The organism is Bifidobacterium sp. W8114, assembly GCF_016101165.1.
Lineage (GTDB): Bacteria > Actinomycetota > Actinomycetes > Actinomycetales > Bifidobacteriaceae > Bombiscardovia > Bombiscardovia asteroides.
In genome coordinates, this window is the sequence record NZ_JACFRA010000003.1 from 160,441 (window position 1) to 183,469 (window position 23,029).

The following is a 23,029-nucleotide window of genomic DNA, read 5'->3' on the forward strand; positions in this document are numbered from 1 at the left end:
CGTCGTGGTCAGAGGATTGTTCTGCCACTGGTGGCGTGCAATACACCCTCCTGTCACGGAAGGTCCGTGACCTGTAAGTCCAAAGGAGGTGGGTGATGTCTGCGCATAAGTATGAATTGATGTTCATTGCCGATCCGGCCATGGATGAGCGCTCGCTGAAGAAGCTGACCGACCAGTATCTCGAGGTGGTCACCAAGGAAGGCGGCTCCGTCGACAACATCGACGTCTGGGGCCGTCGCAAGCTGGCCTACGAGATTGACAAGCACAAGGAAGGCAACTACGTGGTGGTCGAGTACACCTGCGAGCCTTCCGCCAGCGCTGAGCTTGATCGTGTGCTCAACCTGAACGAGTCCGTCATCCGCACCAAGATTCTTCGCAAGGATGACAAGTAAGCAAATAACAAAAGGACGTCGAAGCGTCGGCTGACATTCACGCCCCGCGTCGAAGGTCCAAGGGTGCGGGATTCGCCCCAGCAGGCCCATTCCCAAGTCCTCATTCCGAGGAAAGGTCGTGACATGGCGGGAGATACATACATCACCGTGGTGGGTAATCTCACTGCGGATCCGGAGGTGCGTACGACCTCCAACGGAGGCACGGTGGCCAACCTGACCATCGCGTCCACGCCCAGGCAGTTCAACAGGAACTCGGGGCAGTGGGAGGACGGCGACTCGCTCTTCATGCGTTGCTCGGCCTGGGACTCCACATACAGTCCCATGGCCTCCAACATTCAGGCCAGCCTGACCAAGGGCATGAGGGTGATTGCCCAGGGTCGTCTGGTGCAGCGCTCCTATCAGGATCGTGAGGGCAACAACCGCACGGTCGTGGAGCTGCGTTTGGACGAGATTGGACCCGCACTGACACGGAATACTGCCCAGGTCACCAGGAACGCCAACACTGGTGGCGGTGGATCCCGTGGAGGCTTCGCCGGCTCCAACAACGGCGGCTACCAGGGTGGGGCATCCTACCAGGGTGGCGCTGGCGCGGCATCGGCCCCCATGGGTCGTCAGCAGCCGGCGCAGAACCAACAGGCTCCCGCTCAGGATCCATGGTCATCGACCGGGTCCGGCGATTCCTTCGGATCCTTCGGGTCCACCGGCGAGTTCGGTGGTTCCGGGGACGAACCCGAATTCTGAAGTTTCATAGCGTCATCATTCATTTAAGGAGTACCAATGTCACGTAAAAGGCCGCAACCGCCGGTCAAGCCCTTCAAGAAGAAGCCGAATCCTCTGAGGGCCGCCAAGATTCATACCATCGATTACAAGGACGTTGCTCTGCTGCGCAAGTTCATCTCCGACCGTGGCAAGATTCGTTCCCGCCGTATCACTGGCGTCACCGTCCAGGAGCAGCGTGAGATTTCCAAGGCGATCAAGAACGCCCGCGAGATGGCCCTGCTGCCTTACGCCACCAACGGTCGCTGAGGGAGGTCCGGATTATGGCAAAGGAAACCAAGGTTATTCTGACCGATACCGTGACCGATCTGGGCCACAAGGGCGACGTTGTCGCCGTCAAGCCTGGTTATGCGCGCAACTTTCTGATTCCTCAGGGCCTGGCTTTCGCCTGGTCCAAGGGCGCTGCTGCGCAGATCGAGTCCCTGCAGCGGGCCCGTCGTGCCAAGTCCATGGCCACCCGTGAGGATGCCGTGGCTGCTAAGGCTGCCATTGATGGGCAGACCGTCGAGATCGCTGCCAAGGTGTCCGATTCGGGCAAGCTCTTCGGCGGCATTTCCAACGATGCCATCGCCCAGGCTCTTCGCCCCCTGGCCGATGTGAATCCCCGCGCCATCTCCGTGGAGACCATCAAGGCCACCGGCGAGTTCCCGGCCACCGTTGCCCTGCATCCTGAGATCTCGGCCGCTTTCACGGTCAAGGTCGTCGCAGAGTAGCAAACCTGGGGTCGGTGTTGGTTTCCAACTCGCCGACCCCGATCATCCCCATAGCGATTCTTTTGAAATAGGGATTAGGGCTTAAGCAGAAGGCCTTCCCGCAGCAGATCATGCGCAGGAAGGCCTTCTTATGTATTACAGCGGATTATTCAATTTAGAAATTGCCGCCGTTCCAGCCCCAGTCAGTAGTGGCCGTGTAACGGATGTAGGTACGGTCCTTAGGAATGGACAGCTCCGATTCCAGCGCGTCCATGATGGTCTTGGTCAGACTTTCCCAGGCGGACTTGGGCACGTCACTGCCGAAGACGTTGACCTCCACATAGGCTGCGGGCTTGCTGTCGTCACCACCGAAGTAGATGGGCATGTCCGACTCGAAGGGGCACATGAGCCAGCCCTCGGACTTGCCGGGGACGGCGGTGATGGCCTTGCCATAGGCGGTCTTGATCCGCTCGCGCTGTTCGGCGGTGATGGGTGTGCTCACATGAGTGTGGATAACGGGCATGATGCTTCCTTTCCTGTCCGTCAGGCATGACCAATCAGAATGATTCGATCCGCCTGACGGATGGCTGACTATTCCCGTCCCATAGTAGCCTCGACCGGGTGGAACGAGCTCAGCGCCAGCCGAAGGGACGATGACGCAGGGACCAGGCTCCTAGACGATGGGCCACCGAACGCTTGTTGACAGGTTTGTCGGGCGCGGGTGCGTCCAGCAGCCACTTGCGGATCAGGAAGTTCCAGATGGCCACTACCACGGTGGCCGTGATTTTGGCGATATTTGAGTAGAGCAGATAGCGGGCGTGCATGGTGGTGATGGCATCCGATGGCAGCATGGCGGTACCCAACCATAGGATCACCTCGTTGATTCCCAGACCGATGACCGAGGAGACCAGGAAGACCGTCATCTCCATCCACCGGGCCATGTCCTCCCGATGCTTGAAGACGTAACGCATGCTGGCCAGATAGTTGAAGACCAGAGAGATCAGGAAGGAGATGGCTCCTGCCAGGACATTGTTCAGGTGTGGCCCCATGATCAGCAGGTTCATGATGCCGATGTCAATCAGAAAGGCGATGACGCCCACGATGCCGAACTTGAGCAGCTGTCCGATTAATCTACGCACGGTAGCCCATTCAATCATTCCTCCTGTGCTGTCAGGGTACCAGGAGCCGCTTGTGTGCAAAAGCCTTACGTTACGCCCTCAGGCGGGCAGCTCGGTCAGAATGGGTTCCTCGGTGCTGTTGCGGATCTGACGGAAGCCTACAAAAGCGATGGCCAGCGAGGCTAGGGCCAGGGTAGTGACTACACCGAATCCGCCCTGGGATCCGTAGCGGTCGATGAACTGCCCGGCCACAGCCGAACCGGCCGAAGACCCGATTGAATTCATGGCGCTCAGCCAGGCCATGCCTTCGGTGAAGCGGATGGGTGGCACCAGGTGGAGCATGAGCTGGTTGCCGTTGATCCAAGTGGGTGCCTGGCAGACGCCGATGATCAGATAGATGACCATGATGGTCCACAGATTCCTGGCGAACATGAAGGTTCCGATGCCCAGGTTGACCACCAGCAGGCAGAAGTAGAAACGCTTCCAGAGGGTGATGGTCCAGTTTTTGGCCCCGTACAGCAGGGCACCGACCAGGGAGCTGAAGGAGAAGCAGGCGAAGACGAACCCGGTCATCTGCTTCATCCCCTGCTCGGTGGCGAAGGCGATGATGGAGATTGATGCCGCGCTCTGGAAGGCTCCCAGACCGAACCAGGTGGCGCAGACGGCAATCATGCCGGCGCTCCAGAAGGCGCTGCTGCGGTCGTTCCTGCCCTCCTGTGCCCGCAGATGAGACACCTGCTGAGCCTGCCGCTCCCGGTACTCCTTGCGGGTGATCCCTTGGGCGCGGGCCATGTCCGTCTGCGAGGGCGGCTCGGTTTCCCGGCAGGAGAGAAACATAAAGGCTCCGACCAGCACGCAGATCCCGGTGAAGGAGAAAGCCAACACGCCTGAAATGACCGCCAGTATGGAAGCCAGTGGATTACCGATCACCCACATGGCTTCGTCGAAGACGCCTGACAGGGACAGGGCCTGGTTGGTGGCCCGGTGGTCGCCTCGCAGCAGATGTGTCCACCGGCTGCGGCTCATGGCGCCCCAGGGCGGAATGGCTGCCATGAAGGGGGTGACCAAATAGAGCACCCAGGTGGGAGCGTGGGCGGTGATGGCTGTGATCAGGACCGTGGCGGCCACAACCCAGACCAGAACCGTGGGGATGGAGACCTGTCGCTGGCCGAACTTGTCAACCAACTTGCCCAGCATGGGGCTGACCAGGGCCAGGGCCACGGCTTGGATGGCGGTCAGTGCTCCGGCCAGGGAATAACTGCCGTAGTAATGCTGCACCGAGATGGTGATGGTCATGCCCACCATGGGGAAGGGCATGGAGGCAATGACCGATCCGACTGCGAACCGCGCCGTATGAGGCAGTCGCAGAAGCGCTGAGTATCCTCCGAAGACTCTGTGACCGGCTTCGACCAGAGCCGCCTTCAGTTGCCGTGGCATGGGCTGTTCGTCTCGCTTTCCCTGGGTGTTTTCACGGTCCCGAAGCATGTTTTCCACAAGACCTTCTAGACGCACGAAAAGGAAGTGGGGATGCTGGGGGGACTGCTACAGTGGTAACCATATTGGCGCCTGATCGGTGCCATTCGGATAGTGATAATTCTACCCCCCGCCATGGTCACTTAAGGGGCCCGTCGGGGAGCTTGGGAGGTGGGTCGTGCCTGCGACGACCATTCATTTCGTCCGTCATGGCCAGGTTGATAATCCCGATCATATTCTCTATGAGCGATTGCCGGGATTCCATCTGTCTGACAGAGGCAGGGCCATGGTCGATGCGACAGCCCGCTTTATGGCCGAGGCTCCCGGCATGCGCAATCTGGAAGCCGTCTATTCCTCACCACTGGACAGGACCAGGGAGACCACGGACATCCTGCTTGAGCAGATCAATCCCGCTCGTGTCCGGCACGGATTGAAACCGTTGGAGCCTATCTACGACCGTCGTCTGATTGAGGCTGGCAATGAATTCCGCGGCAAGCGCGTCGGGCACGGGCAGGGGGCCCTCTGGAGACCCTCCAACCTGCGGCTGATTCTGGATTTGCGCCGTCCCAGCTGGGGGGAGTCCTATCGGCAGATCGCCCGGCGAGTGGGGGATTTCGTCCGGCAGGTGGTTCGCAGCCATCCTGACGCACAGGTTCTCGCCGTCTCGCACGAATCGCCTATCTGGTCGTATCGTCATCTCTTGGAGACCGGCCATCCCGAGCACAATATGCTCCTTAGAGCCACTGCCTTGGCTTCGGTGACCTCCATTACCCTGGACTGTGAAACCGGCAAATTGCTGGGAATCGCCTATGCGAACCCGGCGGCAGGCGTGTAAAGACCGCTTGAGCGGCCTAGGATAGCTGGGGATACTGTCGTGGATGACTGTCCGAGAACCCGATGAAGGAGTGTGATGATCATGGTGGATGTACAGGCGGGCGCGGAGGCAATAGCCGGACGGCCCACTGTGGCCGAGGCGGCTGAACAGGGGGCCAGGCTGGTCGACCTCTGGCCCTTGACGAGTGCCGAGCATCTGGCCAACGACGCCAAATACGCGGAGGATCTGCAGGTGCGCATCAGCATGGTGCTGGCACAGCTGATGACGGGTGAGGATGTGACCATCCCCGACGCTGAATATGTCTATGAGGGCGCTGAGGATATCCCCGGTCGTCCCCAGGATTTAGTGGATGCGCTCATGGCGGCCAACGATGCCATCGAGGCGGCTTCACAGGCGCAGGACGACCAGTCCCGGATGCTTGCGGATTTGGCCGAAACCTTGGGCAGCGGCTGGGACCAGGCTCGGCGGCAGGATGTGGTTGCGGGTGCGGCCAAGGCTGAGCAGTCCCTGGACGATCGGAACAAATCTCCCGAATCCCCTCAGAACAAGGAGGGGGTGGCCCAGGCCCTGGCTACGAGTCTGGAGATATGCCGGGACTTGCTTCAACGCGCAGGCGCTGACCCTGACCATGCTGCAGCCGCCGCGCCGGTCCTGGTCTATGTCAATGAGCTCAACGAGCGACTGGGCATTCCCCGGGCCTTCCTGTCTGACGAGGATGTAGTCCGTGCCTTGAAGGTGCTGGATGATCCCCAGGCTTTCGCCGACCTGCTGGCCCCTCTCGTGGGCGCTGAGTGGGACCATCATCGTCAGGAGGTGCTCTGGGACCCCGAGGAGGCCAAGCGCAAGGCCAAGGAGGACGACGAGCGTAAGAGCCGCGAAGCCCTGCAGGCCAAGTTCGCCCATGTGCCCGAGGATCCCAACAAGCCTCCTGTGGAGCTTTAAGACCTTCTGCCCTTCGCCTTGGCATCGGTCAAGGCGAAGGGCAGGGTGGATTCAGCGATCGAAACGGGCTCCTCGTGGATCGCTGGGTCGGGCCAGCAGAATGATCCCGGCGACTGCTCCGGCGATCATGATCAATGCGCCCAAGCCAAGCAGGGAGAGCGAGGACCCTGGATGTCCGTCGATGATAGCCACGATGGCGAAGACCAGAGGGATGCCACCCACCAGCTCGCTTATGAAGGGCAGGAGTATCCAGAATCCGGACATGTTGGTGTCGTGAAGTCGCCGTATGCCCACGGCCAGATTCGGTATGAAAAGTCCAAGGGCGACCAGGAAGGATAGGATCCGTCCCACAAAGACGGATCCTGAGGTGATGATCGAAATCGCAAAGTCGATGAGGAAGATCATTAGAAAAACCCACCAGAATTCCCCGCGGGAGGCCCTCCCGGAGAAGACGGAATATTTGGCGAAGAAACGCTTGCAGGCGTTTACGAAGTCAATGCCGTACCAGGGTGCGTTCAGCGGAGGCTCGCCGTTGAAACCGGCATCCGCATAGGGATAGGCCGGATACTGAGGGACCTGAGGTCCGGGCTGGTACCCTGCCTGATATCCCGATTGGTAGCCTGCCTGCGACCAACCTTCAGGCGATTGATAAGAGTTGTCCGATGCATAGCCAGACGGCGGGGTCGTACCATTGGGCTGGCCATTGGCCTGGCCGGGATTCGGAACTTGACCGTAGGGTGCCTGCTGCTGTCCGTAGTACTGCTGTTCATTGGACTGTTGACCATAGGGTTGTTGCTGGTTGTAGCCTGACTGTTGAGCCTGTGGCTGTTGACCGTATGGCTGCCCTTGATATGGCTGTTCCCGGCGGTAATCGTCGGCAGGTCTTTGCGTTTCCTCGATCGGATGGTAGATGTCGCTCTGATCCGAAGCTGCCGGCGCATAGCCGGATTGTCCTGGTTGGGGCTGGTTCGGGTAGGCTGTGGGTCCTGAGCCGGATCCGTCTGCGGGATTGTTCCGGGGCCAGCCGTAGCCCGGACCCTGATCAGCTGAACCCTGGTCATTGGGGGCCTGGTTCACACTGTTCGTATCGTCTGTATGGCTCATGGTATCGTCCCTCTCATCTTCCGTTGATTATTCCGGATCTGACTTCTTCATATATCCCTATTATGGCAGGCCTGCTCTTCTGCTTGCCGGTCATGGATAGCTCAGGGGATCGGGAACTCGTCACATTTACTCGGACCGGTCTGTCGGATTCGGTATGTGATTGCTGTTGCAAGACTCTTCACTCGTCGTCCGGATTGACCATATGGTCGTCGCCGGCATCGCCTAGAAGTAGCCGCTCGGTCAAGGTGATCAGGCCCAGCAGGAGGGCGGTCAGCAGGATGATGACCAGGGTGGCCGAGAAGATCAGCGGGGTTCTGAAGGAGTTGAAGGCTGACTGCAGCCATATGCCCAGGCCGTTCCTGGCGCCCAGATACTCCGAGGTGGCCGCGGTGGCGAAGACATAGGCGGCGCTGATGCGCAGACCGCCGAAGATCTGCCCAGCGGCAACCCTCAGCTTGACGTGCCAGAGGGTCCAGGTCCGGGTTGCCCCGCAGTTCAGCGCCACGTCCTGATAGAAGCGGGGCACGGACTTGAGTCCCCGGTAGGTTTGGACCACTACGGGAAAGAGGGCGAAGACGGCCACGATGACCACCTTGCCCAGGGGTTCGAACCCGAACCAGATCACAAACAGGGGAGCGATGGTGATGAGAGGAATCATCTGGGCGCCGGCGATCAGTGGGTAGAGGGCATCGTGCAGGGTTCGCCAGCTATAGAGGGCCAGGCCGACCACTATTCCCAGGACTGAGGCCAGGAGGAAGCCCAGCAGGCCCTCAAGGGCGGTGATGGCGGTAGCGGGCAGCAGGTCCTCACGGGACTGCGCCGTTGCAACCAGGATTCGACTGGGCGCTGGAAGAACCTGTTCGCTGACTCCGCCCAGGCGGGCGGCAAGTTCCCAGATGATCAACAGCGTCAAGAGGGTGAGAGTCGGAGGCAGCGCCCGGGTTCTGCTCTGCTTCCGCACACTCATCGACCGGCTGCTTCCCGAACGTAGCGATCGGTCCACAAGTCCGTGGCCTGAGGAGCCTTGTTGGGGTCGCCCTTCTTGGCGTCCCGATAGGTGCCCGCTTTGAACTGGAAGTCCAGATAGTCCTGGGCATCCTTGACGTTGATCAGTCCGGTAATGCTTCTTTGATCTGCACTGTCAACCCAGTATCCCTCCTTGACGATGCTCTCCATGGAGCGCTTGGCCAGGGTCGGGTCGATGGCCGATCCCTTGGTCTCCTTGACCAGGATGTCCGCCGCCTGGTCGGGATGGCTCAGGGCGTAGTTGTATCCCTTCAGGCAGGCCTTGACGAATGCCGTCAGGGCGCGACGGTGGCCGGCCTGCTGCAGCCAGGAATTCTTGACCACGAAGCCCAGCTGGTCGGGGTTGCCGGGAACTCCCCAGTCGGCCTGGGTGAAGCAGTGCAGTGCCGGACCCTTGAGTTCGCTCTCCACGCCCTCCCAGTTGGCGTAGAAACCGGCGAAGTCGCCCTTGCCGCTGGTCAGGGTGGCGAAGGTGTTGGTGCCGCTGGTCACCCGCTTGAAGTCACCCTTGCCGCCTGCATAGCGGATCATCTGCTTGACCACTGCCGTCTGCTCGGCCGAGCCGAAGCTGACGAAGGTCTTGCCGTCGAAGTCCTTGGGTGTTTGGATGTCGGTGCGCGAGGCCAGCGAGCACCAGCGCGCCACGGAATGCTGGCCTATGTTGAAGACCTGCCGCAGGTCGGCTCCCTGGGAGTTGAAGGTGGCCAGGTTGCTCAGCTTGGAGAAGCCGACGTCGGCGACCCCGTTCTGAACGGAGGTCTCGGCTCCTGCCTGGGCCGTCGGCAGGATGGTCAGCTTCAGGCCGGCCTTGTCGAAGTAACCCAGGTGCCGGGCCACGTAGATGCCCACATGATTGGTGTTGGGCGTCCAGTCCAGCATGAAGGAGAGCTTGGAGCTGTCATCGGCCTTGTCGTCTGCCCCCTTGGCCCCGCAGGCTGCGCTCGTAGCCGCCATACAGAACGCTGCTGCCAAAGCGAGCGCCCGTACGATCAGTTTGTGGCCGGGAATTCTCCTGAAGCCGCTGTTCTCCGACATGCTCATCACTGTCACCTTGCCTCTCCGGCACCCCTGGTGCCCATCCGCATCGGGGCCGCTACGGGAAGGTGAGGAGCCCGCGCGACGATCCGGTACGGTCTTGACCGATGGAATTCTGCGATGTGTGCTACGGCTGCTGCCACCAGCCGCGCGAACAAGACCACTCTAGTCCAACCCAGCCGGTCCTGCCTCGCCGTGATGAAAGGTTGCATCATTTGCCCTTATACTGGAGACTCACGAGAGGTCCGTGCGGGCCGACCGCTGTCGGTCTCGTCCGGAGCAAGACAACCGATTTCGGTAGGGTTCGACGGAGGGTTCCCATGTCGGTGACCATCAGTGATGTGGCCAAGCAGGCGGGCATGTCCGTATCCACGGTCTCCCAGGCGCTCAACGACAAGGGACGCATCTCCCCGCCCACCAAGGACAGGGTCCGCAGGGCGGCCATGGAGCTGGGATATATCCCCGACAGCCGAGCCCGTTCCATGCGATCCTCGCGCTCGCATGCCGTAGGCCTGCTGGTCCCCGACATCCGCAACCCTTATTTTTCCGAGCTCGTCTACGCCGTCCAGGACCAGCTCTATTCGGCAGGCTATGCGCCCCTGATCGGCGTGTCCTCTTGCCAGGCCAGCAGGCAGGAGGACTATTACCGCACCCTTCTGTCCCGGCATATGGACGGTGTCCTGGTTGTTCCTGACGGGCCAACGTCGCCCATGCTGCGCACCATGCTGGCAAGGGAATTCCCTGTGGTCTTCGTGGACCGTCCCGACCGGACCCTGCCCGGTGTCCCTCTGGTGGATTCCGACCCTGTGCCCGGCCTGGAGGCGGCCTTGGACGCTCTGGCAGCCAGGGGATGCAGGCGAGTGGCCTTTGTTCCGGGCCCGGAGAGCCGCTCCTATACTTTCCGCGAGCGTGAGCAGGCTTTTCTGTCCGGCGTGGATGCCCGTCAGGGGCTGACGGGGTTGGTGGTACGCCAAGGATTCGCGGACCGTCCCCGGGCGGCCGCGACCATGCGCCGCCTGCTCGGTCAAGGGGTGGACGCGGTCATCTTCGGCTACTCGGCCGATGCCATCAAGGCCGTCGCTATGGAGTGGGACAGCGACCAGCGTTCGCGTGTGCCTCTGGTCTCCTTCGATGACCTGGAGGTCTTTCAGCTGGTCAGTCCCCAGGTTTCGGTCATCTCCCAGCAGGTGGATCGCATGGGCCGGCAGGGCGTTGACATGCTCCTGTCCATGATTGAGCCGGGGCGGCAGGCTCCGGAGGGCATGAGCGTGGATCGCCGGCTGCGCACCCAAACCCTTTTCGTGCCACGGGGTCTGCTGGCTTAGGCCGGTTCCCGCCTGATGCAGGGGTCGGGTCTCGACAAAATATGTGCGTGTCGGCTGGTTGCCTCCTTCCTGTAAATGACCTCTACCGGCCTTTCGGCCATTTGCCGCCCTTGTCCAGACCCCGCTCTTTGTGACTCAGGTCACAAAACCTGGGAATTACTAGATGTGGGAAACGAATCATTCTCGGGCACTACATATGGTGGTCACGACGTGATAGAGTGAGTCTTGTCATTAAGAATGACATCCATGTGATTCGCCGTTCCCAGTACGGAATCTGGGAACGCCAAAGTAACCGCACATGAGTAACCGCATGAACCGTATGAGGAGTGACGATGGATACTGAGGTCATGACCGATAGCGTGAAGGAGCGTGGCATTTCGGATCGCGATGCTGTCGATGGCATTCTGGTCGAGAAGCGCGACGGCCGGATCGTCGATTTTGATCCCGTCAACATCATGAATGCCATCGAAGCCGCCTTCAAGGATGTCAAACACGAGGTCAGCCCCGAGGATCGTCAGCAGATCCGGGGTATGGCCCTGACCGTTCAGTCCGAGATCACCGATCGCTACACCAACCCGGTCAAGATCGAGGACATCCAGACATTGGTCGAGCATGCCCTGGTCAATGCCCATCTTTATGGGATTGCGCGCGCCTATACCTCATACCGTTTAGACCGTGACATTCAGCGGGCCAAGGCCACCGATGTCAACGAGGCCGTTCACCGCCTGACCAGCAAGGACGAGACTCTGGTGCGCGAGAACGCCAACAAGGACGCCAACGTATACGCAACTCAGCGCGACCTGCTGGCTGGCGCGGTCTCAAAGGCCTCGGCCTTCGCCATGCTGCCCAAGGATGTCTCCAACGCTCATATGAAGGGCGACATCCACTTCCACGACGCGGACTACTCGCCCTTTACGGCCGAGACCAACTGCTCCCTGCCCGACTTCGGCGATATGCTGGCCCACGGTTTTGAGCTGGGCAATGCCATGATGGATTCGCCCAAGTCCATCGGTACGGCCGCCACGCAGATCACCCAGATCATCAAGGACATCGCCGGATCCCAGTACGGTGGCCAGACCGTCAATCGTTGCGACGAGATGCTGGACAGGTACGCGCGTCTGGACTACAAGAAGAACTATTCCATGGCTGAGGCCGTCCTACCGGACGAGGAGCCCATTGACGTGGCCAAGGATGTCGTCCGCGGCCTCAAGGCCCGGGAGGCCGACTGGCTCCACCTGGATGATCGTGCCCCTATCGGCGAGGACGCCCCCTTCGATCTGGACGCTCCGCAGATTGTCCGGTTGCGTCAGGTCTATGCCAAGATCCTGACCCGCAAGAACATCTACGATGCCATGCAGACCATGGAGTACCAGATCAACTCCAACCGTGTCTCCAACGGGCAGACCCCCTTCGTCACCGTGGGCTTCGGCCTGGGCACATCCTGGTTCGCCCGTGAGATTCAGCGGGCCATCTTCCTGATTCGTATCCGCGGACTGGGCAAGGACCGTCACACCGCCATCTTCCCCAAGCTGGTCTTCACCATCAAGCACGGCCTCAACGCGGACGAGGGCGATCCCAACTACGACATGAAGCAGCTGGCTCTGGAGTGCTCGACCAAGCGCATGTACCCTGACGTGGTCTTCTACGAGAACCTGGTCAAGATCACCGGTTCTTTCAAGGCCCCCATGGGCTGCCGCTCCTTCCTGCAGGCCTGGACCAACCCCGAGACGGGCGAGGATGAAGAGGACGGCCGCATGAACCTGGGTGTCGTCACCGTCAACATTCCCCGCATTGCTCTGGAGTCCCGAGGCGACAAGGATCGCTTCTGGAAGATCTTCGACCAGCGCATGGAGGTGGCCCACCACGCCCTGCAGTTCCGCATCATGCGCTGCAAGCAGGCTACGCCCATCAACGCACCCACCCTCTACCAATACGGCGCCTTCGGCAGGTTGAAGCCGACCGACAGTGTGGACACCCTCTTCCGCAACAGCCGCTCCACCGTTTCGCTGGGCTACATCGGCCTTTACGAGGCCACCAGCGTCTTCTACGGCAAGGACTGGATGAAGGACCACTCCTGGGATCCGGATGGTAAGGAGTTCGCCCTGAGCATCGTTCGCCGGATGAATCAGCTCTGCAAGCAGTGGGAGAAGGCTGAGGGATACCACTATTCGGTCTACTCCACTCCGGCTGAGTCGCTGACTGACCGCTTCGCCCGGATGGACAAGGAGAAGTTCGGCGTAGTCGACGGAGTCACCGACCACGACTTCTACACCAACAGCTTCCACTACCCGGTCTGGCTGCGGCCCACGCCCATGGAGAAGCTCAGCTACGAGCGGGACTTCCCCTACCTGGCCTCCGGCGGGTTCATCAACTACTGCGAGTTCCCCTCCATGCAGCAGAATCCCAAGGCCCTGGAGGCGGTCTGGGATTACGCCTACGACATCGGCATCGGATACTTGGGCACCAACACCCCCATCGACCACTGTTTCGTCTGCGGCTACGAGGGTGACTTCGAGCCCACCGAGGAGGGTTTCAAGTGCCCCGAGTGCGGCAACGACGATCCTGATAAGTGCAACGTGACCAAGCGCACCTGCGGTTATCTTGGCAACCCCGTCCAGCGGCCCATGGTCCACGGCAGGCACGAGGAGATTGCCCACCGCGTCAAGCATATGGAGGGCGAGACCGGCCACGTGGTCCTCAAGGATGGATCCACCAAGGAGTGGTTCGACGACAAGGCCGAATAGGCTCTGACAAGGCGCAGTTAATGGCGGGCCGGGTAGTTTGCGGCCCGCCATTGTCGTGAGGAGGATCAGATGACGGACAAACAGGGAGCCATGAGAAAGACAGGCGGCCACCGTGACTTCGCCGCTGATGAGCAGGGGCGCGGTCCAGGGGTTCCCTCCGCGCTGACCAACAATCCCAAGGCCGGCCAGTGGGACGGTCGTCGGCTCAGTCGGGGAATCGTGGCGGACTACAAGCGTCTGGTCATGACCGACGGCGAGGGGATCCGCTGCTCCCTCTACGTCAGCGGCTGCCCCTTCCGCTGCCAGGGGTGCTACAACGCATCCATCTGGGACTTCGGCGCCGGACACCCCTATACCCAGCAGCTTGAGGACCGCATCGTCAAGGATCTGTCGCTGTCCTATGTGCAGGGCATTACCTACCTGGGTGGTGAGCCTCTGCTCAACACTCCCATGCTGCTCGGCCTTTCTGAGCGGATCAGGCGTGAGTTCGGCCATGAGAAGGATATCTGGTGCTGGACCGGCTACACCTGGGAGGAGCTGAACCGGCCGGGGGAGACCCCGGACAAGGCTCAGCTGATCTCCTACCTTGATGTGCTGGTGGACGGACGCTACTTGGAGAATCGGAAGAACAGCCTGCTCCAGTTCCGGGGCTCGGACAACCAGCGGATCATAGACGTGCCGCGTTCCTTGGAGCAGGGCCGGGTGGTCATCTGGCCCAAGCTGCATGACCAGACCAGGTTCATTCCGGAGACCTACAGCAAGGACCGGCAGCAGGAGCAGCAGCGGGGCTGATACCAGTTCCGGCTCTGTATTGTCCTACGTCGCCTTGCCGGGGCACAATGGGTGTCATGACTGATGAGCATGATCACGACGCCAAACCCGACCTGCCTAAGGATCTTAGGGTCCGCTTCTGCCCTTCGCCGACTGGCACCCCGCATGTAGGCATGGTTCGAACAGCACTTTTCAACTGGGCCCAGGCCCGGCACTCGCATGGCACCTTCGTCTTCCGCATCGAAGACACCGATGCCCAGCGCGACAGCGAGGAGAGCTACAAGCAGATCCTGGAGGCCCTCAAGTGGCTGGGGTTGGACTGGGATGAGGGCGTGGAGGTCGGCGGCCCGGATGGCCCCTATCGACAGTCCGAGCGTGGCGACATTTACCGCGATGTGGCCCGGCAGCTGCTTGATGCCGGTTATGCCTATGAGTCCTACTCCACCGCCGAGGAGATCAAGGAGCGCAACCTGGCTGCCGGTCGCCCGGCCGCTTTTGGCTATGACGGCTACGATCGCGACCTGAGCGACGAGCAGCGTCAGGCCTTCCGCGATCAGGGCCGCCGTCCCGCCCTGCGTATTCGCATGCCCGACGAAGACATCGCCTTCGACGACCTGATTCGCGGGCATATCGAGTTCAAGGCCGGGTCCGTGCCCGACTACGTGATTGTGCGCCCCAACGGCGATCCCCTTTATACTCTGACCAACCCGGTCGATGATGCCCTGATGCACATCAATGTGGTCCTGCGCGGCGAGGATCTGCTCAGCTCCACCCCCCGGCAGATCGTCCTCTACCGGTACCTGATGAAGCTGGGCATAGCCCGGGCTATGCCTCTGTTCGGACACCTGCCCTATGTCATGGGCCAGGGCAAGAAGAAACTGTCCAAGCGCGACCCTGAGTCCAACCTCTTCCTGCACCGGGAGCACGGCTTCATTCCTGAAGGCCTGCTCAACTATCTGGCTCTTCTGGGCTGGTCCATCGGCCCAGACCGGGATGTCTTCTCCATGGAGGAGATGGTTGAGCACTTCGACATCCGCGACGTCAAAGCCAATCCGGCGCACTTCGACATCGACAAGGCCGTGGCCATCAACGCCGAGCACATCCGCATGCTTGAGCCACAGGACTTCTTGAACCGGTCCCTGCCCTACCTCAAGCGTGACGGGCTGGTGAATGCCGTGCGCTGGCAGGACCTGAGCGATCGGGAGCAGCGGATTCTGAGTGCTGCCGCCCCCCTGGTCCAGCCTCGCGTACGTCTGCTGGAGGAGGTGTCCGGGATGGTAGGCAGTCTGCTCAGCCAGGAGGAGTACCTCGAGCCTGAACCGGATGCCCGTAAACAGCTCAAGGATTCGGCCGGACAGGTTCTGGATTTGGCCATTGCCGCCCTGCAGAATGTGTCCGAGCAGGATTGGAAGGCCGATCACCTGCACGACCTTCTCACTCAAGCGCTGGTGGATGAGGGCGGCTATAAGCCCCGTCTGGCCTTCGGCCCGATCAGGGTGGCGGTTTCGGGAAGGCGGGTATCGCCGCCCCTGTTTGAGTCCCTGGAGATCCTAGGCAAGAGCACAACACTCCGAAGGTTGGCCAACTTGCGCCAAAACCTATGAGCGGGTATATTTCTTTTTTGTTGTGCTACTGACCTGTTGAACCGGGTTCGTACGCGGCGAAAAGTGAAGCCCCCGTCGTCTAGCGGTCTAGGACTACGCCCTCTCACGGCGCCAACACCGGTCCAAATCCGGTCGGGGGTACGACATGTGGCAACCGTCCAAGCGATTGTCGCACAGCCAATTGGGGTATGGTGTAATTGGCAACACAGGTGATTCTGGTTCATCCATTCTTGGTTCGAGTCCAGGTACCCCAGCAGTAGAGACATAGAGTCCCAGGGAGCGGAGCACCGACACGGTGTTCCGCTCTTCTTATTTAAGCATTACCATGGATTCTAGGAATGCCTCTGGTTTGCAAAGCGGCGGCCAGTGGTATCCACGAGAGTTACTCACGGTGTGAGCAAGCAAACAAAAAGAGGAGGCCTGGCAAACTGCTATGTCAGAGTTTCCGATGATGGAATCTGATACTTTGAGCATAGAAGCTTGAGTGATGAACCCAATCATCGGCTGATCGGGCAACATCACCCGGTATATGAATCATTGTACGATTTTTTCGGTAAAGGTGTGTGATTATGACGACAATCATGGTGTTGGGAGCTGGTTATGCGGGCCTTCGCGTGGTCAAGAAGCTGGCTCATGCAAAGACTGATGCCCATATAGTCCTGGTCAATCAGAACGAGTACCACTACGAGTCCACCCAGCTGCATCAGGTGGCGGCTGGGACCAAGGAGCCGGCGGACGTGGTCTTCGACCTGCGCAAGGCCCTGCCTGATTCGGTGGAGCTGATTGTCGACAAGGTGGTCGGCATCGATCAGGACAACCGCAAGGTCAGCCTGGAGCATCACGATCCTCTGTCCTATGATTACCTGGTCAACGCCCTGGGCTTTGAGTCCGAGACCTTTGGCATCAAGGGGGCCGATGAATATGGATGGCCCCTTGTCGACGTGGACACTGCCTTGGCGGCCCGTAAGAAATTGGAGCAGACGCTGGCTCGCTATCAGACCAGCCATGATCCGCTGGATTTGAGCATCGTGGTCTGTGGCGCGGGCTTCACCAGCATCGAGTATCTGGGCGAGCTGGTCTACCGGCTGCCTCAGCTCTCGAAGCGCCTGGGCTTCCCCATGGATCAGGTCAAGGTGGACTGCATAGAGGCATCGCCCAAGATTCTGCCCATGTTCAGCCAGGATCTGGTCGACTGGGCTGTGGATTACCTGCGCAAGCGGGGGGTCAACTTCCACACCTCGACTCCCATCACCGAGGTCAAGCAGGATGCCGTGGTCTCCAATGACCAGGAGTTCAAGGCCCATACGATCATTTGGACAACGGGTGTGCGTGGGAGCCACGTTATTGCCGATTCCGGGTATAATCAGAAGCGTAACCGTGTAGTGGTCAGGGATGACCTGTCGGTGGAGCAGCATCCAGAGGAGTTCCTGGTGGGTGATGTCAGTGCCGTTCCCGACCCCCAATCGGGTCGGCTCTACCCAACCACTGCACAGATTTCGATGGCCCAGGCTGATACCGCGGCCGCGAATGTCCTCGCCAGAATGCGGGGGCAGGAGCCCCAACGGTTCACCTTCCGAAGCCTGGGGACCGTGTGCTCTCTCGGTCCTCACGCCGGGGTTGCCGAAATCGACCGTATGGGCACGCTGAAGCTCAAGGGCAAGGTGGTCTCGGTCCTGAAGTGGATCGTGAATGAGCGGTCGGTCCTGGAATTGGCCGACGTGCGTACCATGTTGGAGAGCAACTGAACCAGCGTCTCAAGGACGCAAGGGGCTAGACGATGAGGAAGAGGAGGACGAACATGATTCAGTTCATGAGGATGTGGAGCATGTTCGTCCATTTCCAGCCTCGGATTGGATCGTTGTGGGCGACGATGGCCATCGGCCCTGTGTTCGTCGACATCATTGACTACCTCCTGCTCCTCCTCATTCCGACGGAAACAGCGGCTCATTGTCGCTTCCGTCCGGATGGCGGAGATTCCCGTGCCAGTGCGCGGATCGGCAGGAGCGAGAGGAGAGTGGCATTAGCATGAGTTTTCTACAAGGTTTATGGTTCTTTGTCATCGGCCTGCTTTTTGCGGGATTCCTTCTGCTTGAAGGGTTCGACTTCGGCGTTGGCATGGCCACCAGGTTCGTGGCCCGTGACGGTGATGAGCGCGCCACCTTCATGAGGGCTATCGGCCCCCACTGGGATGGCAACGAGGTCTGGCTGATTACAGCCGGCGGTGCGATGTTTGCTGCTTTCCCGCTCTGGTACGCCTCCCTTTTCTCGGGGTATTACCTCTTGCTCTTCCTGGTGCTGGTCTCCCTGATTCTGCGTGGCGTCTCATTCGAGTTCGCCTCCCATGCGCTGACCAGCCGCGAGCGTGGTGTCTGGCAGTGGGCCAACTTCATCGGTTCGCTTTTCGCGCCATTCTTCCTGGGTATGATGCTGACCAGCCTGATCCAGGGCATCCCTATGGATAAGAACGGCGATGCCTGGCCCGGGTTCTTCGACGTGTTCAACTGGCTCTCTGTAGTCGGCGGCATTGCTGTAGTCTTCTTCAGCTTTGTTCATGGCCTGCACTTCCTGAGCCTGAAGTTGGGTGCCATGGATTCCCGCCGGATGCTCAACGTCAGCGAGAAGACCTACTGGATTGCCTATCCGGCCCTGGTCGTCTTCGTGCTCCTGGCCATCTTCAACACCGACTTCTACAAGGCACGTCCCCTGTCCACCTGGCTGATCACCGTCATCATCCTGGCATCAGTGATCGGAGGCCACGTTGCCGTCTTCAAGAAGCACGGCGGCTACGCCTTCACCTGCTCGGGCATCACCCTTATGGCCATCATCGCCTTTATCTTCAACGGGCTCTTCCCGCGGGTGATGATTGCTGACGATCCGGCACACAACCTGCTGATCCAGGATGCCTCGGCCTCGCCGCTGACCATGAAGATCATGACTGTTGTGCTTTGCATCTTCCTGCCTATCATGCTGGCCTACTTCATCTGGAGCTACTTCATCCAGCGCAAGCGGCTGGACACCGATGGAGCTCATCTGACCTCACCCGTGGCTCCTTCGGCCACCGTGGCTGAGACCGTCTGAGAACCAAAGGAGGCAGGGGGGCAGTGCTGGCAGGACCGGAGCGCATCCGGAGGGTAATGCATTGATTGACAAAAATCTCTTCCGTTTCGACGGAGTCCGGTCCACCTTGGGCCTGCTGGCTGCCCTGTCCCTGGTTCAGGGAATAGGTGTGGTGGTTCAGGCCTATGGGTTGACTTTGGCCCTGGTGCGCATTTGGCACCTTCAGAACCTCAAGGTGCTGGTGGTGCCGGTGCTGATTTTTTTGGCAGCCTACACCTGTCGACAGCTCTGCGATGTGGCCAAGGATCGTATCGCCACCGACCGTGCAGATGCCATCGTAGCCGAGCTGCGGCCCCGTATTCAGGACAAGGTCTTCTCGCTGGGGCCCTCGGCACTGGCCCGGCGTGGCACGGGCTCGGCCGTCACCATGCTGGTGGATGGGCTCGATCAGGTGCGCACTTACGTGCTGACGGTCCTGCCAAAGATGATGGATCTCATCTTTATTCCCCTGATTGTCCTGGTTGTGGTCTGGATCCAGGATGCAGGTTCCGGGCTCATCCTCATGCTTATGCTGCCCCTGCTCATCTTCTTCATGGTCATCCTGGGTCTGGCCGCCAGGGATCGCTCCAGTCGGCAGTATGCTCAATTCCGCAAGCTCAACACCAGGTTCATGGATACGGTCCTGGGTCTGCCGACCCTGAAAATGTTGGGCATAGACAAGGAGTACGAGGACGAGATCTATTCGGTCTCGGATCGTTTCCGCAAGAGGACCATGAGCGTTATCCGGGTCGCCATGACCTCCACCTTTGCTTTGGACTTCTTTGCCACCTTGGCAATCGCCATCATGGCCGTTTTCTTGGGCAACAATCTGATCAATGCCAAGGTGGAGCTCTTTCCAGCCCTTTTGGCCCTGATTCTGGCCCCTGAGTACTTCATGCCCATCCGCCAGTTCGGAGATGATTTCCACGCCACGCTGAACGGCAAGAACGCCTTGGATGACATCGCGGATATGCTGGACCAACCGGAGCCCAAGCGCTTGGAGGAACTGGACTGGTCCGGGTGGAAGGAAGACAGCCACCTGCGTCTGAAGGGAATCGACTTCTCCTATCCTGGTCCCAAGCCGGTAGAGAGCAATGCTTCAGCCGGGGCGCAGATGGATGCCATGGCAAAGTCCGAGAGTCAAAAGCCCAGCAAGAAGAGACGCAAACCCAAGGCATCCAAGATTCATGACGGTGATGGGACGTCGGCTTCGGTGGGGCTCGGTTCCACGGTATCGAAGGGAACCGGAGTCGAAGCTGCTGCGGATTCACAGGTCAGCTGGTCTGACGGGGGCTCGGAAGAGCAGCCCCTTGCCCTGAATGGACTGGATTTCGACCTGCACGGCTTTTCCAAGGTGGCTGTTGTCGGCCGCTCCGGTGCCGGCAAGTCTACGCTGATGGATCTGCTGGCCGGATTTGACCAGCCCAAGGCAGGCACCATCGACCTGGATGGTCATCAGCTGGAGCATTGCAACGTCGCTGCCTGGCAGCGACACATCAGTTACATTCCGCAGAACCCCTTCATCTTCCACGGCACAGTGGCCGACAATATTCGCTTCTACAATCAGGAAGCAGACGCTGCCGAAGTAGCCCGTGCAGCCGATCGGGCTGGACTGACCGACTGGCTGAAAACATTGCCTGACGGTCTGCACACCCAAATCGGAGAGGGCAACCGCGGCATCAGCGGCGGCCAGGCCCAGCGGATCGCCCTGGCCAGGGGCATCCTGGATCCCTCGCGCGAAATCCTGTTCTTTGACGAGCCCACAGCCCACCTGGACATCGAGACCGAATACGATCTGAAACAGACCCTGCTGCCCATCATGGACGGGCACCTGGTCGTCCTTGCCACCCACCGGCTGCACTGGCTGGCCAACATGGACTGGGTGATCATGCTGGAGCATGGACGAATTGTGGCCCAGGGCGATCCGCATGAGCTGATTGGACAAGGCGGACCCTTGGACGCGCTGATCGATGAGATGGGAGGGAACCAGATTGCCGACTACCAGCAGGACTGAAACCGCCGGAAGAGACGGCATGGGATCGCCTAAGGCCTCCCGCCGCGGCCGCGGACTGTCGGGCTACATGCATATCTGGCACCGGGACCATTGGTTCTGGCCCTACCTGCGTCAGAACAAGGGGCTGCTTGCCCTGATCTTCTTCCTGGGAACCATCACCTTCGTATGCGCAGCCGGGCTGATGTTCACCTCAGGCTTCCTGATCAGCAGGTCTGCCCGTCATCCCTTCAACATCTTTGCCGTGTACGTGCCGGTGGTCCTGACCAGGGCCTTCGGCATTGGACGGCCTACATTCAAGTACCTGGAGCGCATCAAGAGCCATGACTGGGTGCTCCGAGTGGTTTCCAAGCTACGGGTTCAGCTTTACCGCACCCTTTCGAAGGACGCGGCTTTCCTGAACGAGCATGAGCGTACAGGCACGGTACTTGGCATGCTCTCGGACGATCTGGACCACTTGGAGAACTTCTATCTGCGCACCATCTTCCCCACGGTAGTGGCCTACATGATGTGGGTGGTGGTCACCATAGCTGTAGGCGTCTTCTCCTGGCTGACCTCGCTCCTACTCTTCCTGCTTTTCGCTCTGATCCTGATCCTGATCCCGCTGGTCTCGCTGGCTTATTCAGACGGGCGTTATGACATGGAGAAAGCGCGGCGGCAGGACCAGTACACTGCAGTGACCGAGAGCTACATGGGCCTGGGGGACTGGGTGATCACTCGCCGTCGTCGGCGTTTTGTGGATACGGCGTCCGGCGACTTCAACGATATCGCCACCGGCCGCAGAGAGCAGAAGCGATTTGAACGCTGGCGCAACTGTGGTATCCAGATGATTTTCGCCCTTATGGTGGTGGCCCTGATTGTGGGGGCAGATCTGCGTATGACCAGCTCCACTTCCATAGCTGACTTCGCGGCAGCCGTGGTCCTGGCGGTTTTCCCCTTGGTCGACTGCTTCATCGTGGTCTCGCAGGCAGTGGCTGAGGTTCCCCTCTACACAGATTCGCTGGACCACCTGAATGATCTGACCGAGCGGGTCGAGTCCCGGCAAATTGCGCCAAGTCCCCAGACCAAGCTGGAGGGGCCGATCAAGTCAATCGTCTTCGATCATGTCAGCTTCTCCTACGGACCTGATGACCCCCTGTTGCTGGACGACTTCAGCCTGCGGATTGAAGGTGGGCAGCGGGTGGCTCTGCTCGGTCCCAGCGGAGAGGGCAAGACAACGGTTCTTCAGCTGCTTTTAGGCGATCTGCGCCCCACCAGTGGCCGCATCCTCATCAACGACATACCAGTCGACGCACTGCAGGATCAGCGTCCTGAGCTCTTCGGCTACCTGAACCAGCAGGCATTCCTCTTCAACACCACTATCGCCTCTAACGTGCGTCTGGGGGCCCCACAGGCTGATGATGACCAGGTTCGTCAAGCCTTGAAGGCTGTACAGCTGGATCAGGTTGTTGCTGACATGCCGCAGGGAATCGACACACCGGTTGATGAAGCTGGCGGTCGTCTTTCAGGCGGGCAGCGCCAGCGTCTGGCCCTGGCCAGGATAGTGCTCAAGCGTACTCCAATCATCCTTTTGGACGAGCCCACCATCGGTTTGGATCCCATAACCGAGCGCAGGCTCATGGCCATGATCTTCAAGGTCAGCCAGGATCGTACCCTTCTTTGGGTGACCCACCACCTGCAGGGGCTGGAGGAGGCCGACCAGGTCATCTTTATGCAGGACGGGCACATCGCCATGCAGGGTCGGCCTATCGACCTGTACCGGGAGAACGCCCGTTTCCGTGAACTTTATCGCATGGACGTCTCGGACGTGGACAAGGGTGCCGGTCAAGGGATATACTTAAAGAAGCAGTCAGATTCAGATGGACGGAACCCTGTTGAATGACCATCAGGCTGTTTCCCGAGCAATGAATTTTGCACGGTTGTCGGGTCGCCGATCTTGGCGGATGGCTTCTCGACCGGTCACCGTGCGCCGTCGGTTCATGGACTGGACGGTATGGAAACCGGAGCCCGTGGAAGCGACCAGGTCGCGAAGTCGGGGAGAGCTGAAAGGTTCTCGTGGGCATAAGCCTGGTCATATCTGAATC

The 23,029-nt window shown here is 60.0% G+C and carries 21 protein-coding genes and 2 tRNA genes; 17 read left to right on the forward strand and 6 right to left on the reverse strand.

The annotated features are described in order from the left end of the window. Positions 1–95 precede the first annotated feature (95 nt). From rpsF to rplI, 4 genes are all read left to right on the forward strand, one after another. The gene (rpsF, locus tag H3T89_RS05300) at positions 96–392 is read left to right on the forward strand and encodes a 30S ribosomal protein S6 (protein ID WP_015021308.1); all 297 of its coding nucleotides are present in this window, start codon (positions 96–98) and stop codon (positions 390–392) included. A 123-nt stretch (positions 393–515) separates the two neighbouring features. Beyond that, on the forward strand, positions 516–1,133 hold the full coding sequence (locus H3T89_RS05305; RefSeq protein ID WP_015021309.1) for a single-stranded DNA-binding protein: 618 nt from the start codon (positions 516–518) through the stop codon (positions 1,131–1,133). A gap of 36 nt (positions 1,134–1,169) precedes the next feature. Then, the gene (gene rpsR / locus H3T89_RS05310; RefSeq protein WP_015021310.1) at positions 1,170–1,418 is read left to right on the forward strand and encodes a 30S ribosomal protein S18; all 249 of its coding nucleotides are present in this window, start codon (positions 1,170–1,172) and stop codon (positions 1,416–1,418) included. Positions 1,419–1,432: 14 nt separating this feature from the next. Further along, positions 1,433–1,882: a 50S ribosomal protein L9 gene (rplI, locus tag H3T89_RS05315; RefSeq protein ID WP_015021311.1), complete on the forward strand. Its 450-nt coding sequence runs from the start codon at positions 1,433–1,435 to the stop codon at positions 1,880–1,882. A gap of 154 nt (positions 1,883–2,036) precedes the next feature. Here the strand turns inward: rplI and H3T89_RS05320 are convergent, their stop codons facing one another. From H3T89_RS05320 to H3T89_RS05330, 3 genes are all read right to left on the reverse strand, one after another. Beyond that, positions 2,037–2,384 carry a phenylpyruvate tautomerase MIF-related protein gene (locus tag H3T89_RS05320; protein ID WP_015021312.1) on the reverse strand — a complete coding sequence of 116 codons (348 nt, stop codon included), beginning with the start codon at positions 2,382–2,384 and terminating at the stop codon, positions 2,037–2,039. Positions 2,385–2,493: 109 nt separating this feature from the next. Beyond that, entirely contained in the window at positions 2,494–3,000 is a 507-nt protein-coding gene (locus H3T89_RS05325; protein ID WP_110417105.1) for a GtrA family protein, read from the reverse strand. Between the two features lie 78 nt (positions 3,001–3,078). After that, entirely contained in the window at positions 3,079–4,416 is a 1,338-nt protein-coding gene (locus H3T89_RS05330; protein ID WP_198216433.1) for an MFS transporter, read from the reverse strand. Positions 4,417–4,630: 214 nt separating this feature from the next. Between H3T89_RS05330 and H3T89_RS05335 the strand changes: the two genes are divergently transcribed. Together H3T89_RS05335 and H3T89_RS05340 are read left to right on the forward strand one after the other, a co-directional pair. Then, a complete protein-coding gene (locus tag H3T89_RS05335) occupies positions 4,631–5,287 on the forward strand; it encodes a histidine phosphatase family protein (protein ID WP_015021315.1) in 657 nt (218 codons plus the stop codon). A gap of 81 nt (positions 5,288–5,368) precedes the next feature. Next, on the forward strand, positions 5,369–6,229 hold the full coding sequence (locus H3T89_RS05340) for a hypothetical protein (RefSeq protein WP_232348477.1): 861 nt from the start codon (positions 5,369–5,371) through the stop codon (positions 6,227–6,229). 51 nt (positions 6,230–6,280) lie between these two features. Here H3T89_RS05340 and H3T89_RS05345 read toward each other — a convergent pair whose 3' ends face one another. The 3 genes from H3T89_RS05345 to H3T89_RS05355 form a co-directional block, all read right to left on the reverse strand. Next, positions 6,281–7,333 (reverse strand): DUF805 domain-containing protein, encoded by a 1,053-nt coding sequence (locus H3T89_RS05345; RefSeq protein WP_198216434.1) that lies wholly within the window; start codon positions 7,331–7,333, stop codon positions 6,281–6,283. A 178-nt stretch (positions 7,334–7,511) separates the two neighbouring features. Beyond that, complete coding sequence (locus H3T89_RS05350; protein WP_198203631.1) at positions 7,512–8,300, reverse strand: ABC transporter permease; 789 nt, start codon at positions 8,298–8,300, stop codon at positions 7,512–7,514. Next, the gene (locus tag H3T89_RS05355) at positions 8,297–9,313 is read right to left on the reverse strand and encodes an ABC transporter substrate-binding protein (RefSeq protein ID WP_232348478.1); all 1,017 of its coding nucleotides are present in this window, start codon (positions 9,311–9,313) and stop codon (positions 8,297–8,299) included. Before H3T89_RS05355 ends, H3T89_RS05350 begins: the two co-directional genes overlap by 4 nt. Positions 9,314–9,714: 401 nt before the next feature. Here H3T89_RS05355 and H3T89_RS05360 point away from each other — a divergent pair, with 401 nt between their 5' ends. The 11 genes from H3T89_RS05360 (at position 9,715) to cydC (ending at position 22,827) form a co-directional block, all read left to right on the forward strand. Further along, the gene (locus H3T89_RS05360) at positions 9,715–10,719 is read left to right on the forward strand and encodes a LacI family DNA-binding transcriptional regulator (protein WP_198216436.1); all 1,005 of its coding nucleotides are present in this window, start codon (positions 9,715–9,717) and stop codon (positions 10,717–10,719) included. 347 nt (positions 10,720–11,066) lie between these two features. Further along, entirely contained in the window at positions 11,067–13,463 is a 2,397-nt protein-coding gene (gene nrdD / locus H3T89_RS05365) for an anaerobic ribonucleoside-triphosphate reductase (RefSeq protein ID WP_232348479.1), read from the forward strand. Between the two features lie 69 nt (positions 13,464–13,532). After that, positions 13,533–14,255, forward strand: a complete 723-nt coding sequence (gene nrdG, locus H3T89_RS05370) for an anaerobic ribonucleoside-triphosphate reductase activating protein (RefSeq protein WP_110416803.1) — start codon at positions 13,533–13,535, stop codon at positions 14,253–14,255. 56 nt (positions 14,256–14,311) lie between these two features. Next, a complete protein-coding gene (gene gltX, locus H3T89_RS05375; RefSeq protein ID WP_198216438.1) occupies positions 14,312–15,838 on the forward strand; it encodes a glutamate--tRNA ligase in 1,527 nt (508 codons plus the stop codon). Between the two features lie 68 nt (positions 15,839–15,906). Then, a tRNA-Glu gene (locus tag H3T89_RS05380) sits at positions 15,907–15,979 on the forward strand. A 41-nt stretch (positions 15,980–16,020) separates the two neighbouring features. After that, positions 16,021–16,092, forward strand: a tRNA-Gln gene (locus H3T89_RS05385). A 315-nt stretch (positions 16,093–16,407) separates the two neighbouring features. After that, positions 16,408–17,583 (forward strand): NAD(P)/FAD-dependent oxidoreductase, encoded by a 1,176-nt coding sequence (locus tag H3T89_RS05390; protein ID WP_198216439.1) that lies wholly within the window; start codon positions 16,408–16,410, stop codon positions 17,581–17,583. Positions 17,584–17,636: 53 nt separating this feature from the next. Then, positions 17,637–17,867 (forward strand): hypothetical protein, encoded by a 231-nt coding sequence (locus H3T89_RS05395; protein WP_198216440.1) that lies wholly within the window; start codon positions 17,637–17,639, stop codon positions 17,865–17,867. Continuing rightward, on the forward strand, positions 17,864–18,916 hold the full coding sequence (gene cydB, locus H3T89_RS05400; protein WP_198216441.1) for a cytochrome d ubiquinol oxidase subunit II: 1,053 nt from the start codon (positions 17,864–17,866) through the stop codon (positions 18,914–18,916). The genes H3T89_RS05395 and cydB overlap by 4 nt, the downstream gene beginning before the upstream one ends. 61 nt (positions 18,917–18,977) lie before the next feature. After that, the gene (locus H3T89_RS05405) at positions 18,978–20,948 is read left to right on the forward strand and encodes an ABC transporter ATP-binding protein/permease (RefSeq protein ID WP_232348480.1); all 1,971 of its coding nucleotides are present in this window, start codon (positions 18,978–18,980) and stop codon (positions 20,946–20,948) included. 19 nt (positions 20,949–20,967) lie between these two features. Then, positions 20,968–22,827: a thiol reductant ABC exporter subunit CydC gene (gene cydC / locus H3T89_RS05410; RefSeq protein ID WP_198203637.1), complete on the forward strand. Its 1,860-nt coding sequence runs from the start codon at positions 20,968–20,970 to the stop codon at positions 22,825–22,827. The last annotated feature ends 202 nt before the right edge of the window (positions 22,828–23,029 follow it).